At 43.0% G+C, this 18573-nt stretch carries 15 protein-coding genes; 3 read left to right on the top strand and 12 right to left on the bottom strand.

Going from position 1 to position 18573, the window contains the following annotated elements; all coding sequences use genetic code 11:
* Window positions 1–62 precede the first annotated feature (62 nt).
* Entirely contained in the window at window positions 63–2516 is a 2454-nt protein-coding gene (locus tag JCM16456_RS15415) for a glycogen/starch/alpha-glucan phosphorylase (RefSeq protein ID WP_068716146.1), read from the bottom strand.
* Between the two features lie 536 nt (window positions 2517–3052).
* Here JCM16456_RS15415 and malT point away from each other — a divergent pair.
* A complete protein-coding gene (malT, locus tag JCM16456_RS15410) occupies window positions 3053–5836 on the top strand; it encodes an HTH-type transcriptional regulator MalT (RefSeq protein ID WP_068716143.1) in 2784 nt (927 codons plus the stop codon).
* Window positions 5837–5881: 45 nt separating this feature from the next.
* Here malT and JCM16456_RS15405 read toward each other — a convergent pair whose 3' ends face one another.
* From JCM16456_RS15405 to cyoA, 6 genes are all read right to left on the bottom strand, one after another.
* Window positions 5882–6238 carry a YibL family ribosome-associated protein gene (locus JCM16456_RS15405; RefSeq protein WP_068718965.1) on the bottom strand — a complete coding sequence of 119 codons (357 nt, stop codon included), beginning with the start codon at window positions 6236–6238 and terminating at the stop codon, window positions 5882–5884.
* Window positions 6239–6356: 118 nt separating this feature from the next.
* On the bottom strand, window positions 6357–7223 hold the full coding sequence (cyoE, locus tag JCM16456_RS15400) for a heme o synthase (protein ID WP_068716141.1): 867 nt from the start codon (window positions 7221–7223) through the stop codon (window positions 6357–6359).
* A gap of 9 nt (window positions 7224–7232) precedes the next feature.
* Entirely contained in the window at window positions 7233–7547 is a 315-nt protein-coding gene (gene cyoD / locus JCM16456_RS15395) for a cytochrome o ubiquinol oxidase subunit IV (RefSeq protein WP_068716139.1), read from the bottom strand.
* A complete protein-coding gene (gene cyoC / locus JCM16456_RS15390) occupies window positions 7547–8137 on the bottom strand; it encodes a cytochrome o ubiquinol oxidase subunit III (RefSeq protein ID WP_068716137.1) in 591 nt (196 codons plus the stop codon). The genes cyoD and cyoC overlap by 1 nt, the downstream gene beginning before the upstream one ends.
* Window positions 8127–10142 carry a cytochrome o ubiquinol oxidase subunit I gene (cyoB, locus tag JCM16456_RS15385; protein ID WP_068716135.1) on the bottom strand — a complete coding sequence of 672 codons (2016 nt, stop codon included), beginning with the start codon at window positions 10140–10142 and terminating at the stop codon, window positions 8127–8129. The genes cyoC and cyoB overlap by 11 nt, the downstream gene beginning before the upstream one ends.
* A gap of 1 nt (window position 10143) precedes the next feature.
* On the bottom strand, window positions 10144–11118 hold the full coding sequence (gene cyoA / locus JCM16456_RS15380; RefSeq protein WP_082712332.1) for a ubiquinol oxidase subunit II: 975 nt from the start codon (window positions 11116–11118) through the stop codon (window positions 10144–10146).
* 428 nt (window positions 11119–11546) lie between these two features.
* On the opposite strand from cyoA, the gene JCM16456_RS15375 reads away from it, so the two are divergent.
* Complete coding sequence (locus JCM16456_RS15375) at window positions 11547–11936, top strand: thiol-disulfide oxidoreductase DCC family protein (protein WP_068716131.1); 390 nt, start codon at window positions 11547–11549, stop codon at window positions 11934–11936.
* A 56-nt stretch (window positions 11937–11992) separates the two neighbouring features.
* Here the strand turns inward: JCM16456_RS15375 and JCM16456_RS15370 are convergent, their stop codons facing one another.
* Window positions 11993–12907, bottom strand: coding sequence for a LysR family transcriptional regulator (locus JCM16456_RS15370; protein ID WP_068716129.1), 915 nt, complete (start codon window positions 12905–12907; stop codon window positions 11993–11995).
* Window positions 12908–12991: 84 nt separating this feature from the next.
* On the opposite strand from JCM16456_RS15370, the gene JCM16456_RS15365 reads away from it, so the two are divergent.
* Entirely contained in the window at window positions 12992–13210 is a 219-nt protein-coding gene (locus JCM16456_RS15365) for a DUF2798 domain-containing protein (protein ID WP_068716127.1), read from the top strand.
* A 201-nt stretch (window positions 13211–13411) separates the two neighbouring features.
* Here the strand turns inward: JCM16456_RS15365 and JCM16456_RS15360 are convergent, their stop codons facing one another.
* From JCM16456_RS15360 to JCM16456_RS15345, 4 genes are all read right to left on the bottom strand, one after another.
* The gene (locus tag JCM16456_RS15360; RefSeq protein WP_068716125.1) at window positions 13412–14134 is read right to left on the bottom strand and encodes a YebC/PmpR family DNA-binding transcriptional regulator; all 723 of its coding nucleotides are present in this window, start codon (window positions 14132–14134) and stop codon (window positions 13412–13414) included.
* 87 nt (window positions 14135–14221) lie between these two features.
* Complete coding sequence (locus JCM16456_RS15355) at window positions 14222–14431, bottom strand: DUF3283 family protein (protein ID WP_068716123.1); 210 nt, start codon at window positions 14429–14431, stop codon at window positions 14222–14224.
* A gap of 157 nt (window positions 14432–14588) precedes the next feature.
* Window positions 14589–14792: a PA3496 family putative envelope integrity protein gene (locus JCM16456_RS15350; protein ID WP_068716121.1), complete on the bottom strand. Its 204-nt coding sequence runs from the start codon at window positions 14790–14792 to the stop codon at window positions 14589–14591.
* 582 nt (window positions 14793–15374) lie between these two features.
* On the bottom strand, window positions 15375–17351 hold the full coding sequence (locus JCM16456_RS15345) for a replication initiator protein RctB domain-containing protein (RefSeq protein WP_068716119.1): 1977 nt from the start codon (window positions 17349–17351) through the stop codon (window positions 15375–15377).
* Window positions 17352–18573 lie beyond the last annotated feature (1222 nt).

Genomic DNA, 18573 nt, shown 5'->3' with positions numbered 1-18573 from the left:
TTTATTGCTAGCGAGTAGCAATCATCCATCGTCTTTGGCACAGCGTGTCTCATTAAGCAGAACTAACGTTTTACCGGCGTCAACTGCCAAATTTGATTCACATAATCACGGATACTACGATCGGAACTGAATTTGCCCATTTGCGCAGTGTTCATGATCGCTTTTTTCGCCCATCCCGCCGCGTCGCGATAATCTTGGTCAATCTGTTGCTGCGCATCCACATACGAAGCAAAATCCGCCAATACCAAATACGGGTCACCGCCGTTTAATAAGCTGTCGTAAGTTGCCCGCAATTTGCCCGGTTCACCTGGGGTAAACTCTTCACCAATTAACAAATCTAACGACGCTTTGAGTAATGGATCCGCTTGATAAAAATCGTATGGGTTATAGCCTTGAGAACGAAGTTCGTGCACGCCATCGATATCCAAACCAAAGATGTAGATATTGTCGTCGCCCACTTCTTCGCGAATTTCGACGTTCGCCCCATCCATCGTACCTATGGTTAAGGCCCCATTGAGGGCTAGCTTCATGTTGCCTGTCCCTGACGCTTCTTTACCTGCGGTAGAGATCTGTTCCGAAACGTCCGCAGCAGGAATAATAATTTCCGCCATACTGACTCGATAATCCGGGACAAAGACCACTTTCAATTTGTCATTGATGCTGGTGTCTGCATTGATCTTCTCGGCAATTTTGTTAATTGCATAGATGATCTCTTTAGCCAAGTGATAACCGGGAGCGGCTTTGGCGGCAAAGAACACCACCCGAGGTTGCATGTCAAAAGTAGGATCGGTTTTAAGACGATGATAAAGCGACAAAATATGCAGCATATTTAAATGCTGACGTTTATATTCATGCAGACGTTTGATCTGAACATCAAAAATGGCGTTGGTGTCTAGCGTGATATCCATGTGCTCTTTTACCCATGCCGCTAAACGCTCTTTGTTTTCTTTTTTGACTTCCATAAAGCGTTTTTGGAAGGCTTCATCGTCGGCGTAGTTGGCGATCCGTTGCAGTTGATCCAAATCGGATGGCCATTGGTCACCGATCTTTTCTGAGATCAGATCAGATAACCCAGGGTTACAGAACTTCAGCCAACGTCGTGGCGTGATCCCGTTAGTCACATTCTGTAAGCGAGTTGGATACAGCTCATGAAATTCAGGGAACAGATGCCGTTTAACCAACTCGGAGTGCAAAGCGGCAACGCCGTTCACCGCATAAGAACCGACCACACATAAGTTGGCCATGCGTACCATTCGGTGGAAGCCATCTTGAATAATCGATAGTTTTTGCTGTTTTGACACATCCCCCGGCCATTTCGCGCTCACTTCAAGTAAGAAACGGCGGTTGATTTCATAGATAATTTCCATATGGCGCGGCAATAGACGCTGAATCAAGCCTTCGTCCCACGTTTCTAATGCTTCGGGTAACAAAGTGTGGTTGGTATAGGCAAAAGTACGACTACAAATGCTCCACGCTTTGTCCCATGAAAGCCCTTTTTCATCGATGAAGATACGCATCAATTCAGGAATTGCGATGGTTGGGTGCGTATCATTTAGTTGTACGGTTTCATGTTCAGGCAATTCTTCAATCGAAAAACCTGCATTGATATGTCGGCGTAAAATATCGCGAATAGAAGCAGCACTGTGAAAGTATTGCTGCATTAAGCGCAACGTTTTGCCTTTTTCATGGTTATCGTTGGGATACAATACCTTAGTAATGTTATCGGCGTCGATCAAAGCGTGCTGCGCTTCAAAATAGTTGCCGTTGTTAAAGCTCTCTAGCGAGAAAGGTGCAATGGCTCTTGCTTCCCAAAGACGCAGTGGATAAACCGTATCATTTTCATAGCCTACAATGGGCAGATCCCATGGCATGGCTTGAATCAGCATACCTGGCACCCAGTTACGTTTCTCTTCACCATCGACATGGGTCACTTCAACATGGCCATAAAAACCGATGTCTTGCTTAAATTCTGGACGAGCCACTTCCCATGGATACCCTTCAATCCCTTGCCAAGCGTCTGGCGATTCCTTCTGATGGCAATGGTCAAACGATTGTTTAAATAAACCATATTCGTAGTGCAAACCATAACCAACCGTGGGGTATTCCAATGCCGCGCAAGAATCCATATAACAGGCGGCTAGTCGTCCTAAACCACCATTACCAAGGGAGGGATCACGCTCCTCTTCTAACAAGTCTGTCAGGTTTTGTCCTAACCCTTCCATCGCTTCAGCGACCGGCTCATACAAACCTAAACTGATTAAGTTATTCCCCGTTAAACGACCGATCAAAAACTCTAACGATAGGTAATTGAGGCTTTTCGCTTTGACGATCTGCGGATCTTGTTCCGTTTCCAGCAAGTTGAACATGGTGAGTTCAGCCAAAGCACGGGCCATTGCCAAATACCACGCGTGAGTTGATGCATGCTCTACCGTCGTTGCGTAGGTTGCATTGAGGTGACGCTTAACGTTGTTTTGAAATAGCGCTTTATCAAAGGGGTACTTTTGAGTCGGTTTCATCGAGAAATCTCACTTTTCGGTTTTATCCATCTGAGACATATCGTGCATCTCTTTTGATTAAGACACCTCCTCCTCCCAGTGATACAACAAGGAGGAGATCAGAAGGCGTAGAAATGCCGTACCAGTGACACACTGATGGTTGAATGAGCACACTTTCCCACCCTAACTAATCAATGTGTATCTGATAACATTAGCTCTGCTTTTCGTTGCATAGGCAGTGAGAGGTGGTTTTATCTGTACGAAATGCATACTCCATCACAAAAATAAGTTATTTTTTGTTCGATTTTCAGCTATTCCTGTACAAGTACTAATCGATTTGGCGTGTCAGTCGGTAATGAAAAGTGATTTTAGTCACATAAATAGGGCGTAGTTAGCCGTTTAAGACCGAATGATCAGCGAACGTTGATCACCAAGCATTCTAACTGACCCAGCCCATGATCGATGGTTGTGATCGTCTTCACGCAAACATTTGCGATCTCTATGGATAGAGACGCTGGATCATCAGTAGTGATCAAGCGTCATGATGGTGATAAATCATGTGGATCCCTTCAAAACTGAGTCAACCAGAACATCAAAATAACACTATCGAGCGGCCCCGCATTCTTGAGTTATTAACCCAGGCTGCCCAATCCAAATTAGTGTTGTTTCGCTCACCAGCAGGCTATGGCAAAACCACCATGGTGTTGGACTGGTTGAATCACAACGAACAGGTAGGTTGGTTCAGTATTGATGAAAGTGATAACGACAGTTATCGCTTCGTTAATTATTTCGTTAGGGCATTAAATAAGGCATCCAACAATAGCTGCTTAGACACTCAGATGCTGGTGGAGCGACATCAATATGCTTCTCTCACTGCCTTATTCGCATCGTTGCTTGCTGAACTCGATAATTTTCAACAGCATGCTTATCTGGTTCTCGACGATTATCATCAAATTAATAATGATGAACTGCACGAAGCAATGCGTTTTTTCCTCAAACATGTCTCACACCATATTACTATCGTGATCACTTCACGGGTTTTGCCTCCGCTTGGCACAGCGAATTTACGTGTTCGCGACCAGATGATTGAAGTCAATCACCAGCAACTGGCGTTTGATGTCGACGAAACCATTCGTTTTATGCAGTTACGTACAGGAGAGAAACTCTCGGAAAACTGCGCGAGTCGGTTGTGTGAATACATCGAGGGTTGGCCTTCAGCCTTGCAATTGGTAGCGTTACAAAACAAACAATCGAATACCGCAAATTGGCTAAACGATCTTAAGTCACCACCAGCCGGATCCTCTCACTTTCAACTGGCAGACTATTCATTACAATCTTTACCTTTAGATCATGCCCATCTGTGGGATTACCTGATGGAAGAAGTGTTTTCACGTATCGATCCTGCTACCCAAACGTTTTTGATGCAGTGCTCGGTACTGGAATATTTCACGGCGAGCATGGCGTCAACAATCACGGGATGTTCTGATTCCCTTAGCAAAATTGAACAGCTAATTCGCTCAGGCCTGTTTATATGGCCAATGTCGACCATTCCCGCACACCATAGGGGCAAAGAAGAGTGGTTTCGTTTTCATCATCTTTTTGCAGAATTTCTTAACCATCAACGTAAAGCCAAAATGGCCAACAAAGAAGCTAAATTACACCGTTTAGCCGCCCAAGCTTGGCTTGAAGAACACAATCCCAACCTAGCCCTTTGCCATGCCAGTTTTGCTCAAGATATAGCAGTCCAAACAGAGATTCTGAAACACTATGGTTGGGCCATGTTCAATCAAGGCGCATTAGAAGCTCTTGAGCATGGGATCAATGCCTTAGATGAAGACACCCTCTACCGAGAACCCTCACTGTGTTTAATGCAAGCTTGGCTCGCCCAAAGCCAGCATCGTTATGACGAAGTAGAAAGTCTACTGCAGCAAGCCGATCATCACATGCAGCGTTTAGATGTGCATCCAACCGAAAAAGAACAAGCCGAATTTAACGCCTTAAAAGCGCAAATCGCCATTAACCAAAACCAACCCGAATCGGCACTCTCCCTTGCAGAGCAAGCATTAAGTGTTTTGGACAGCACCATTTATCAAAGCCGCATTGTCGCGACATCGGTCGTTGGTGAGGTGAACCATGTGTTAGGCGATTTGAGTCGCGGCTTATCCATGATGCAACAAACGGAAAAACTCGCTCGTCAATATCAGGTGTATCCACAAGCACTTTGGGCAATGGCACAACAAAGCGAGATATTATTAGCGCAAGGCTATTCACAAGCCGCCTACGATATCCAAGATACTGCCCTGCTCTTTATCCAAGAACATCAGTTACAGCAATTACCCTTGCATGAATTTTTACTGCGTATCCGCGGTCAGTTACTTTGGTGTTGGAATCGTCTCGATGAAGCACAAGAGGCGGCTTATAAAGGGCTCGATGTACTTGGAGATGAAATGAATAGTAAGCACTTACATTGCTATTCATTACTGGCGCTTATTGCTCTGACACGCGGTGAGATGGATAAAGCAGGACGCTTTATTGATGAAATCCAGCAACGATTGCAAACCTCCACCTATCATGTCGATTGGACCGCGCACGCTTCCTTAGTGCAGCTGCTTTATTGGCAAAATAATGACGATCAACAATCCATTCAGCAGTGGCTAGAAAACGCCGACTGCCCAGCGCATGGCTCCAACCATTTCACCCAGCTACAGTGGCGAAATATCGCTCGCGCTCATATGGCACTTGGACAGTTTAGCCAAGCGCAAGCAGCACTCGACTTCATTCAAAACGAAGCACAACACTACCAACTCACCACCGACACCAATCGAAACTGGGTGGTGCAAGCAGGGCTTGCCCAAAGGCAAAAGAAAAAAGCATTAGCCACTCAAGCACTGGAACACGCACTCACACTGACGGTGCAAAATGGCATGATGGGCAATTATCTGCTCGATAGCGAAGAACTTGCTCCCGCGCTGGAACGGGCGTTACAGAGCACCAAGTTAAGCGATATTGCTCGACATAGAGGCAGCCAGATACTCCAGAATATGTTAAATGTGCGAAATAAGCGCTCTATTCACTTTGACGAGGATTTTATCCACCAGCTAATGAATCGCACGGATACTCCGGAAATGATACGAAAGAGCCCACTGACGCAGCGAGAATGGCAAGTATTGGGGCTTATCTACTCAGGACTGAGTAATGAACAAATCGCACAAGAAATGGATGTCGCAGGTACGACGGTGAAAACGCATATTCGTAACTTATATCAAAAGCTGAATATCTCGAACCGACGTCAAGCACTGACAACAGCAGAAAAGTTGGTGGAAATGATGGGCTATGCCTAACGGTAGCATTAATGGCTACCGTCGACACAGAGTAAAACAGTAGGCTTAGAACGGACGAGGAGCGAAACCTGTCATCACTTCTAACTTTAGTGCTTTACCTTCTTTGGTCATTGGGTGAACTACCACTAAACCTTTCACTGACTTTTTCAGTTTACCAAGGTCTGCCTGTTCAGCTTTCGTCAGTTCACGAGAAAATTCCATTTGATTCAAAGTACGACGTGTTTTGTTCACTTCGAATTCTTGCTTATGTTTTAACTGGCTAATTTTCTTAGTGAGCTGATCAATTTCATCAGTAAAGCGAGAAATGAGTTCTTGATCGCCACGAAGACGAGCCGTATCCAACTTATGACGACGAGTGTCTAAGCGGTTATTTAATTGTTGCAGTTCTGTTTTTAAGCTCATTTGATTCAGCTCTGTTGGAGAAAACGGCGCGCAGTATAACACCTTACTCAACGCCACTGAAATGGAAAAACAAAGGGCACTCCAAAGAGTGCCCTTACTGTATTGAAAACTCGACGATTTAAATCGCTGTAGTCATCAGTTCTAGCCCTAAAACAGAGCTGATTCCCATGACAACCACCAATGAGACTTTGAATACTGATTTAGACCACGCCACATAGTTTTCTTGAGTGACCGGTTTAAACGTTACACGGGTCCACATAAAGCAGACGGCACCTGCCACCGCAAGATACTCATAGCCAGCCTCACCAACAAGGAACAACGCAAGCGCAACCATATTGAATGCAACAACGTAAGCCATCATATGTTTACGAGCTTTTTCAATCCCAGCCACAACCGGTAATACCGGAATATTGGCATTGCGGTAATCTTGCATACGAAACATCGCAATAGCGTAAGAGTGTGGCATTTGCCAAATGCAGAACAAAGCAAACAGCAACACACCTTCAATATTGATGTAATTCGTTACAGCAAGATAACCAACGAGTGGTGGTACTGCCCCAGAAACACTACCGACGAGGGTGCCATACACAGAAGTACGCTTGTACCACATGGTATAGAAGAATACGTAAAATACATATCCCAACAGCACAACCACCGCCGAAAGTGGGTTAGCTTCACGGTAGATCAAAGCCGTACCAGCAATCAGCAACACCAAAGAGAAGATAAACGCGTGATCCGGGTTTACTTCACCTTTGGCTAACACTCGATTGCAAGTACGTTCCATTTTTCGGTCAATATCGCGATCAAATATGTTGTTAACAACACAACCAGAGGCAATCACCATCGCTACCCCAAGCAGAGTGTTCAACAGCAACATACCATTGGCAGCTTCTGATTGAGCTGCGAGGAAAAACCCCGCAGCTACAGAAATCAGATTACCAACAATAATCCCTGGTTTGGTGATAGAAAGGTAACCTTTAAGCATGATGCCCGCCTACATTGCCATATTGATATTGAGGTTCCACATAATCCAAATAGAACCGCCAATAACGATCAACACAACAATCGCAGAGAACATCAGCGAAATGAAGTTCCAGCGCCCCTCGTCTGTCTTTATTTCCATATGTAGGAAGTAAATGAAGTGCACAATAACTTGAACGATTGCACAGCCAAACAGAATCGCGTAGGTTGCTGCTTGAGACAGGCTTTGAGTACCCGCATAGTAGAAAGGTACGATGGTTAGTAGCAATGACGCGATAAAACCAATCACATAACCTTTCACACTGGATTCGGCGTGTTGACTACTCATTACATCACCCCTACTAGATAAACAAATGTGAATACACAGATCCAAACAATATCAAGGAAGTGCCAGAACAAACTCAAACAGTTAAAACGTGTTTGCATAGTGTCTGTAAGACCTTTCGTAGACAGTTGAACCAATCCCACCGCTAACCAAATCAGACCAAACGTAACGTGCAAGCCATGCGTCCCTACCAGCGCAAAAAACGATGATAGGAAAGCACTGCTATCTGGCCCGTGCCCAGCAGCAATCAAGTGATGAAACTCGTAAATTTCCATTCCGATGAAACCGGCACCAAACAGGAAGGTAATAACCATCCACAGTTTGAGAGCACCAACTTGTTTGCGTTTCATCGCGATAATGCCAAAACCAAACGTAATACTACTTAGAAGCAGTAACATGGTTTCAACAAACACAAATGGCAATTCAAAAATATCTTTGCCAGACACGCCACCAGCAGTGGCGTCTCGTAGTACTGCATAAGTTGCAAACAAACTTGCAAACAAAATACAGTCGCTCATTAAATAGATCCAAAAGCCGAATAGTTTGTTACTACCCGCATCATGGTGATCATGAGCATGCGCATTAGCCTGCATAATTCACCTCCGCATCTTTCTCTTCAGCTTTCATCTTTAGTACACGTTCTCGGTGCGCTTTTTCAATTGCTTCAATTTCTTCAACTTCAACGTAGTAATCCACGTCATCATTGAAGCTATGCCAAATCGAAGTGATGATACACCCTGCGAAACCTATAATAGCTAACCACCAGATGTACCAGATCATTCCAACACCAAGCAGCAGTGACCAGAAAGAAACGTACATACCTGTTGGTGTGTTCTTTGGCATATGAATGCGTTCGTATTTCACTTCTTTGCTAATGTCGTGTTCACCACGCTCTTTTTGATACCAGAAAGCATCAAGCTCATCCCCTTTAGGAATGATTGCAAAGTTGTAGAAAGGTGGTGGTGATGACGTCGCCCATTCAAGAGTACGACCATCCCAAGGGTCACCAGTGACATCTTGGTTTTGTTCACGGTCACGGATACTGACGTAGAACTGAACGAACTGACATAGAACACCAACCGCAACCAATGCCGTACCAAATGCTGCAACAGCAAGGAATGGGAAATAGTCTGGGTTGATATTTTGACTGATTCGACGAGTCATACCCATAAAGCCAAGAGCATACAGTGGCAAGAACGCTAGAATGAAACCAATTAACCAGAACCAGAAAGCACGACGACCCCACGTTTCGTTAAGCGTGAAACCCGTCACTTTAGGGAACCAGTATGTGATAGCAGCAAAGCATCCAAATACTACACCACCAATAATCACGTTATGGAAGTGAGCAATCAGGAACACACTGTTATGCAGTACGAAATCGGCACCAGGAACCGCCATCAATACGCCGGTCATACCGCCAATACTGAAGGAAATTAAGAAACCAATGGTCCACATCATAGGTGTTGTGAACTGGATACGACCTTTGTACATAGTGAACAACCAGTTGAATATCTTAACCCCGGTAGGGATGGAGATAATCATGGTTGCAATACCAAAGAAGGCATTCACGTTTGCACCGCCACCCATGGTAAAGAAGTGGTGCAGCCAAACGATGAAAGCAAGAATCGTAATAACAATGGTTGCCCATACAAGCGACGTGTAACCAAACAGTTTCTTACGAGAGAAGGTTGCAGTAACTTCTGAGAACACACCAAACACAGGCAGAACCAGAATGTAAACTTCTGGGTGACCCCAAGCCCAAATTAAGTTGACGTACATCATCATGTTCCCACCCATATCATTGGTGAAGAAGTGGAAACCTAGATAACGGTCAAGCGTCAACAACGCGATAGTCACAGTTAAGATTGGGAATGAGATGATGATCAAAATGTTTGAGCACAGAGAAGCCCATGTAAACACTGGCATTTTCATCATTGGCATGGTTGGGGCACGCATACGCAGGATAGTAACGAAGAAGTTAACACCTGATAATGTGGTGCCCACCCCCGATATCTGCAACGCCCATATCCAGTAATCGACCCCGACCCCCGGGTTCGCCTGAATGCCAGATAACGGTGGATAAGCAAGCCAACCTGTACGAGCAAATTCGCCTAAACCAAGCGACAAATTGGTTAAGATGACACCAACAATGAACAGCCAAAAACTGAGGTTGTTCAAATATGGGAAAGCCACATCTCGAGCACCAATTTGCAGCGGGATAATGATGTTCATCAAACCGATAACCAATGGCATCGCAACGAAGAAAATCATGATCACGCCGTGGGCTGTAAAGATCTGGTCATAGTGATGCTGAGGTAAATACCCCGCCTCACCGGCAGCAGACAACGCTTGCTGACTTCGCATCATCACTGCATCAGCAAAACCACGAATCAACATGACCATTGCAACGGCAATGTACATGAAACCTAATTTTTTATGATCTACCGAAGTAAACCATTCATTCCAAAGGTACTGCCATTTGCCCATGCGTGTAATCAACGCAACGACAGCCAGACCAACAATCGCGATGACGCTCAGCGTCACCATAACAATTGGCTCGTGATAAGGAATGGATTCTAGAGTTAATCTTCCAAACATCTCAATTACCCTTGTGTTCAGTCATCGGCTCATGACTATTTTGTTTATCCATCATCATTGACGGCATTTCACCCTGCCCTTCTGAGGAATGTTCCATGCCCATCATGGCGTTCATCGAACCACCAGGATGCTGCATAACAACCTGATTGAATAAACCATCAGGGACCGATGCATAGTAGGCGACAGGCTCATCGATAGATGGCTTAGCGAGAGATTGATAGTCAGAAAAACTTTGTATCGTTTGCGCTGAGGCTTTCACAGTAGAAACCCACTGAGCGTAACTTTCTTCATTCGGCAAAGCGTGAGCCGAGAACTTCATATGCGAAAAGCCTTCGCCACTGTAACTTGCGGCAATCCCTTTATAGGTCCCAGCCTCGTTCGCAATCAAATGTAAGCGAGTTACCATGCCTGGCATCGCGTAGATCTGACTTCCTAATTGAGGAATAAAAAATGAGTTCATGATGTTATCTGCTACAAGTTTAAACTTAACAGGAACATCTTTAGGGAATGCAACGTAGTTGACAGTTGCGATCTTCTCTTCGGGATAGATAAAGAGCCATTTCCAATCCAACGCTACCACTTCAATCGTCATGGTATGTTGACCTTCTTTTGCGATAGGCTTTGAAGGTTCAAGGTGATGGGTTGACCGCCAGGTGATAGTCGCAAGAACTGCGATAATGATGATAGGAATTGCCCACACAACAAATTCAATTTTGCTGGAGTGAGACCATTCTGGCGCGTACTCTTCTTGTTTTGTATTGCTAGCACGATACTTATAAGCGAAGTAAATCGTCATAAGAATCACGGGAATGACAACAATTAGCATCAGGACCAAAGCTGTAAGAATCAGCTCCTTCTCCTGAACGCCAATATCGCCTTTCGGGTCAAGCAGCACAAATTTACATCCCGATAGTGCAAGGGCTAACATAAGTATCCCTGCCTTCGATATGATGCTTTTATATCTTGAGGCTTCCATTGACTTTCTCGACTGTATTATTTGCAGACTCCAAGAACAAAAGTGAGCACTTTAGGATTCTGCGGTGGATTTACATATGATTTTTATAATGTGTTGAGCTTGTAGCAACGATTCCGAAGACAACATTTGAGCGCACGTTAGTCAGAAACTTCGACTTACGTCCAACACCCAACCAACACACAAAAACACAAATGTCACAATCGAAAACAAACTGTTACATCCGGCGCATTATGCTTACAAAAACCATCAATCACAGCAGATTAAAATGCAATCTTACCTTTCATAATTGGAAATAATATTAAAACATTTCCATAACGTTATTGAGGTATTCCCCCTCAATCGCTTGTAATTATAGGCTTTCACCGTTGATTTAGATCAAAAACAATTCTATTTTTGTGGACTAAAACCATTTTTTTATCGAGTAGACGATGTCACAAATTAAGATCTTTTTTGATGGTCAGTGTCCTCTGTGTGTATATGAAATGAGCAAACTTAAACAGTATGATATTCACAATATAATAACAACTATTGATATCAACCAGTTAGAAGACACAATTTATAATCAAATCAATATAGTTGAAGCACGAAAAATCATACACGTTGTTAATGAAAATGGAGTGATGTTATACGGTTTAGACGGTCTACATTGTGCATGGAAATCCGTGGAAAAAGGTCACTGGTACGGAATAACTCGGTGGAGAATGTGGAGTAAAGGTTTTGATGTTCTCTATCTCTATTTCGCCCGTAATCGCTATCGATTTTCTAAGCTCTTAACAGGTAAAGCGAAATGCAACAGCTCAACCTGCTATAAAGACTGAATAGAGACTTCTGTTTTACAGTGTAAATAGTCGTGACTAAATACACTCAAATCACCTCAAGATGCACCATCAATCAACGGAGCTTCTTCGGCGATAGTTTTAGCGGCCGTAATCAAAGCTTCAATAAAAAGCGCTAGTGCCTTGGGTTGATATTTTCTAGCTCGATATACCAAGTAAGCTTGCCTTGCTCCTCGGTTGTGGTTGGCCATTATCGGCACCAAGTCCAGCTGTTTTGCTAATTTATGCACTGGCAACGATGTAACACCAATGCCCTTTTCAACAGCTCGTGCCACGGCATTAATATCATTAATCACCAACTTAGGCTTGATTTGCATCACGTCAACGACCTGCTCGCCTCGATATACCGTTATAACGTCAGTACTATCCGTCAACACCCAATCTGCACTAGCAAGCTCTTGTAATGTTTCTATTGGTCCATAACGATCCAGATAGGATTGACTGGTATAAAACTGATGTATTGATGAGAATAGCGGACGAGCAACCATATCTTCCATCCCAGTTAAATCAAACGTCATGGTCAGATCACGGTCACTAGCCGGCGTTAATAGATCACGGCTTAGCATCAACTCGATATTCACTAAGGGATAAGTTTCAATAAACTGCTCAACGACCTCTGCGACAAACGTTCGATAGAAGTTATTGGGTAGCGCCAATCTTAACGTACCTGAAACCAACTTAGTCTGTGTTTGAATATCATCAAAAGCGTATTCTAAATGCTCCATAACGCTTTTTACTGAGGAGAATGCAATATGCCCACTCTCTGTTGCAACAAGCTCTCTACCACGCTTCTCAAGTAATCTAAAGCCTAATCGTTGCTCGAGCAGTGATAGACGACGCGACATCGTCGAAATAGGCTGATGCAGTTTTATCGATGCTTTTTGTAATGACCCCTCTTCAACCACACAGAAAAATAGGTAAAGGTCATCGATGTTTCCATATATGGAATTCATATTTCATTTCTTGCCAATGTTTTTCATTATTGAATCGATATAAAGTGGTTTTGGGCAAGTAACTTTAGTAAAGAGTGTGATTGAGTGAACCAAAAACAATTCTGGCTATCCGCCATTTTCTCATCTTTAGTGATGGGGACAATTATGTCTGGTGTGCTATCGGGCTACCGAATTGGATTTGATTGGCCACAATGGAAAGAAAACTGGCAAACTGGCTTTTGTGTTGCATGGCCACTTGCGTTGTTTTTAAACCTTACCATTTTGCCTAAAGTTAGGCAGTTAGCAAATTGGCTGGGCAAATAGTTATTATACCCAAATGACCTCAAGATGCAGACTTCAGAGTTTCGTCAACGGGCACAGGCCGTGCTCAATGGGCAGGAATGGTCATTCCCTTTCAACGGCATTGGGCACAGAAATGGGTTTGTTGAGGTTACTTAGGTATAGAGGTTTAGACACAAATACGCCGAGCATGTGCTCGGCGTATGATACCAAATCACAGAGTGATTAAGCGATGATTTCAGCGTTATGGTAAACCTGCTGAACGTCATCACAGTCATCTAGAAGATCAAGGAACTTCTGGAATTTCTCTGCATCTTCACCTGATACTTCAGTGTTGGTTTGTGGGACGAACGTAATTTCTTCCACATCCAATTCCAAATCAGGGAAAGTTTCATTCAACGCCGTTTTTGCTTTGAAGAATTCTGTGTGAGGTGCAAATACAGTGATCACACCATCTTCAAGTTCAACGTCTGTTACGTCGATATCAGCCATCAGCAAAGCTTCGAAAATCGCTTCGTCATCTTCGCCTTTGAACTGGAATACCGCTTGGTGTTCAAACATGTGTGCAACAGTGCCAGGGCTACCGATTTTAGCACCCGTTTTAACGAAGCATTGGCGAACGTCTTGGAAAGTACGGTTGCCGTTGTCTGTTAGACAGTCAACGATCACACTCGCACCACCAGGGCCAAAACCTTCGTAACGTGCAGGTTGATAATCTTCACCAGACCCGCCAGTTGCTTTATCTAGTGCTTTATCGATAACGTGACCTGGAACTTGGTCTTTCTTAGCTTTTGTGATCAGAGCACGAAGAGACAAGTTTGCATCAGGATCTGCGCCGCCATTTTTTGCACAAACGTAAATTTCTTTACCGTATTTGGAATAAACTTTAATTTTTGCGCCTTGAGTTTTTGCCATTGAGGCCTTGCGCACTTCAAAACTTCTTCCCATCGGGATTTTCTCTCTGGTTCTATTTATTGCGGAGGATTTTAACAGAAGGGAGGATCTTTTCAATTTCCCCCTGCAAAGATACAGGCGCTATGCTACGCCCATCACTCGTTTGTATTTTTCAACAGATTGCTCAAACCACTCTTGCTCTTCTTCAGAACGAATGGATTTAAGCTTGCGAGTTATTTCTTCAGGTCCCGCTTTTGCCTGCTTTAACTTCCAAACGATGTAGGAAGCCTGTTTATCAAGCTCTACCTTATTTTTCTCTTTGGCGTCTAACAGAGCAAGGTTATAAGACATGAATCTACACTCTTAGTTAAAAACATTGCTGCGCAATATATCATACGAACGACAAAAATTAAGAGTCAAAATGTGAGTTTACTTAGGATAAATCAAGAAAGGGCTAAAAATGCGAAGGGTGGCATGGGCCACCCTTCAGAGAAATAACTGATTTGAGTTAATGAAGTAAACCAAGCTCTTTTGCTTCTTCAATGGTTAATCCACTTTCGCGAATTTCACGTAGCATCTCTATGCGACGACGAGCTTCAGCAGATTTCAAATCTTTACCAGGGCGGCGTTGCTGAGTATCCACTTCATCCGTGAAGTCCCACTTACTCGAAACGTTCGCCATATCATCATGGTCAAGAGAATTAATTGACATAAACACCTCCGATCAAAACCATGCTTGGGACACGTATTCTTTAGCAAACGCCGTACTTGTTGTTAAGAGATTTTGATAAGGAATGTGATTCAATCGTGAGTTCGGAAAGATAGTGCCATTCAATGGCATATACATTTTGATTAGCCCATCATAGAGCTGTACATTTAAAAGATTCGCTCATGAAAAATAGCTGGGCTTTTTATACCTCTTTAGTAGAACTTCCAATAGCTTACGCTTATACAGCTACCACCATAAATGCCTACTTGATCATTGTTACGGAAGCATGATCATGAAGTACAATCGAACTTGGATCCCTTAGTTTACGCAGTAATGGTCAAAAGCGATCATATTTACGGAAAGATGATCAAGGAGAAATTCAAGGCAAAAAAAAGCGAGCTCTTGGGGAGAACTCGCAAACTATTCAGAATGAATGTAACAATATGAGCCAATCTATTAATTCATCAGATAGGACAAAAGGTTGTCTATTCGAGATAAATAGTAGCCGCCACCCTTAGGGTAAATGTCAGAGTGACGTCAGGCTTCTGTTCAAAGTTTGTTTGGTCAATTACGTCAGTCACTTTCTCAGACTTCGGTCATTAATTCATCTAACGTACGATACACCGAATCATCCAGGTGCCCCTCATAAACCTGTTTACAAACCTTACGGCGCACTGCTAAACCAGAAATTAAACGTTCTATCGAGAGGTGACGATGGTTTGATTGGTTATTGTAAAGTTCAATAAGCTTGCTCAACGTCTCATAAGGAACAACATCGTTACCTACTCGTAGGTAATCAAGCTTTTCAATGAGCTCTACACACTCAGAACGAATAGATGCAGGTGAGTGTCCAGTCATTGCAGCCAAAGCCGTTATGCTGCGCTCTAGAGCCTCTGAGGAGGTATATTTAGACAGAGTAATGGTAATCTCATCAGCATTGATCTCAACAAGGTGCTTACGTAACTTAACGCGGCGGCCTAAATTTCCTCGCGGAGACGAAGTTTTGCGCTGTATAGGCTCAAATTCACCATCAATAACTTCGGCCAACTCTTCGAGCTTCTGCCTTGATACCATTTCATGACGTAGCGGGTTAGGCAGCGTTGGGGCCATATTTCTCTTACCAGCGTTGGTCGTGCGCGCTCGAGAAAAACGTAGAACCTCTTCAACATCACATTTGATGTCAACTTCATAATCGTGGATCTTATCATTTTCAACTAGCGCAGTGATCGTCAGGTGATAGCCCCAAAGATTGACCATAAACACATGATCATCGCCCTTCCCTTCTGACAGCCGTTTCAATTCGCGGATCAAATCCATCGAGAAACGACGCCATTCAATATTGCGAGCCAATTTTTGGTTCAACTCACTGAGCAGCATGACATCTGTATGACGACGTGACATCCGACTCCTAAAATATGAATAGAGTTGGAACACCAAAGTATGCTGACGCAGAATTTCCGGAGGAAAAAGGAAAAAGTAATCACGAGTTAACAGTTCTTCGAAGAACGAAGGTTCCCAAACGAGAATATAGAGATTGGGCTTGATCTTGATCTCACCGTCACTGCCTTCCGTTGGCGCTTCTTCTGAAGCCGTGATCGTGCGGGCTAAAAATCTAAAGCGATCACTTTTAAAGCCTTCAGGCATGTTCTCGCTTAACCAGCGTCCGGTTAACTCGTGCAATTGAAAATCGGTAAATTCAATACGATCAATACTGTCTCGAATAGAATCGCGTGCCGGACCACTGTCTTTTTTACCGCGAAGTTGGAGAATATCCGTTATGTACAAGGGCGTTTTATTCGGCATCTGACGTGCATTCAAATGGTAATCATCTTGATGATAATCATGGTATTGAACCGTCAGTGTAAACAACGCAAACAGCGTCATCAGATCGTCGACCGTCATAATATTCTTTGAAGATCGAGTTTCGATCACAGCTCGTGTACCAGAAATCGACACCATCGATTTCTGGTAGCTTTTCCGTGTTCTAGGGGGGGCAAGCGCTTGGTCAATGATCCCTGCCCAATTGGTTGGAGAAACAACAAATTGCTCGGTTTCATCTTTCATCGCTGGTGGCGTATTTAAGCCATGTTCGTGAAGAAGCCGCTGATTTACTTGAGTTTGAGCAAGTGCTTTTGAGCGCTTTCGTTTTTCCGTTTGCTTTACAGATTCAGTGACTAAACTCGTTGCTCCTAAAACGGATATTAGCTGATTTGGGTTAACAAAGCAGTGCAACATTGTTTTACCTGCCAATCCTTCTTCGAAACGAACAGGTATTTGTTTAAATAAACCCACCGCTACAGCGGCTCGTAAACGTTGCTGAATAGCTGCTCTTGTTAATTTACCATCAGTAGCTTCAATAAGTTCGGTTGTTGATACTAATCCATCTTTACTGCGAAAACCTTGAAGTGAAATAAGATTGAGTAGTTCAATGATGCTTTTAGTAACACCTTTGAAATGTTGGTATTGTTCGATCCAATCAACAGCTGTCTCTGAAACTTCAAAGAGGTGTCCATCTTTGTGGTTTCTTGGTGCTTTGATCAATAATTTTTCTTCAGAGGTCATGTTTAGATCCGTATCACACTAGCCGTAATATTGCCATGATTCCAAAAGAATAAAGAAAATCGGATCATAAATAAAGAAAAATTTGTTGCTTTTAAATAACTGATCTTTTTGATTATATTGATTAATACTGATTAAAGTGATCTTATGATCTGAACATCAAAGTTCGTTTAAGGTTATGATTTTAAAGGTCTTTTAAAACACGCGATCAAAAGCATGATCATGGTGCGTCCGTAACGATGATCATTATCTCATTGAAAGCATGATCAATAACATACAGATCAATGATCATGAGACGTTCGAACAGATGATCAAAGTGTTCCCCAAAACATGATCATCATCACTACACAACTTATCCACAAGATCAACGGATCCGAGTGACTATTTTGTTTATCTTAATGCGCTATTACCCCCCAAAAGCATGTTTACTCTTCTTGTTTGCGCATTTATGTCTTAGGAAGCATGATCAAGTGTAAGTAAAAGTTATCACTTTTGCTTTCTTTTTCATCACTTTTTAAATTGAACGAACAATAATTTGAGCTGTACGGTTATCACTGCACTGAGAGATATTCAAAGAAAGCATGATCAAGGTTATTTCTATCGATGTAGAAATCGATTTATGCAGTTTGAATTGTCAGTCGTTTCTTAGTTTATAGCTTAGAAGCTAGAATTCATCGGACATACACCGTAATTCGTTCTGTAATTTCCATGCTTCCGGACTAATATAACACTTGATCATTGATCCGGGAAAAGATCGTTTGATCAAAATGAAACAGCCTTCACAAATGATCTCTATTTCTCCTTGATCATCGTTCCTTTATAGCGTGTTTCATTCGGAAGCATGATCATGATAGACACCTTGATCATCTTTCCTAGAATTGACTTTAAATACGGCGTCATTTGTTAACATTGGCATTACATGCACTAGTGGAGGTGGTTCGCTTAAAATCGGTATCGTAGATGTCGTTATTTTTGTTGTTTTCATGTCGAAACTGCAGGTCCCGTAAGTTAGGTGCTATTCTTAATCGTTCCGAGGAAATGAGATTTTGCCAAGTAGTCATCTAATCTCAGTTTGAACAGTTTACATTGTAAATAAGTGACGATGTAACATTTTAAATCTTTGGCGGAATGTGGTTAGTTGGTGGTAGGTTTTAAAGCGCAAAAAGTATACTTAATTCATGCTTGTTCATTTTTTACCTAATATTTTTTCTATTTAATGTGATTT

The organism is Vibrio tritonius (assembly GCF_001547935.1).
In the GTDB taxonomy this organism is placed as follows: Bacteria; Pseudomonadota; Gammaproteobacteria; order Enterobacterales; family Vibrionaceae; genus Vibrio; species Vibrio tritonius.
The sequence above is the reverse complement of the archived record's forward strand: the minus strand, read 5'-3'. Positions and strand labels throughout refer to the sequence as shown.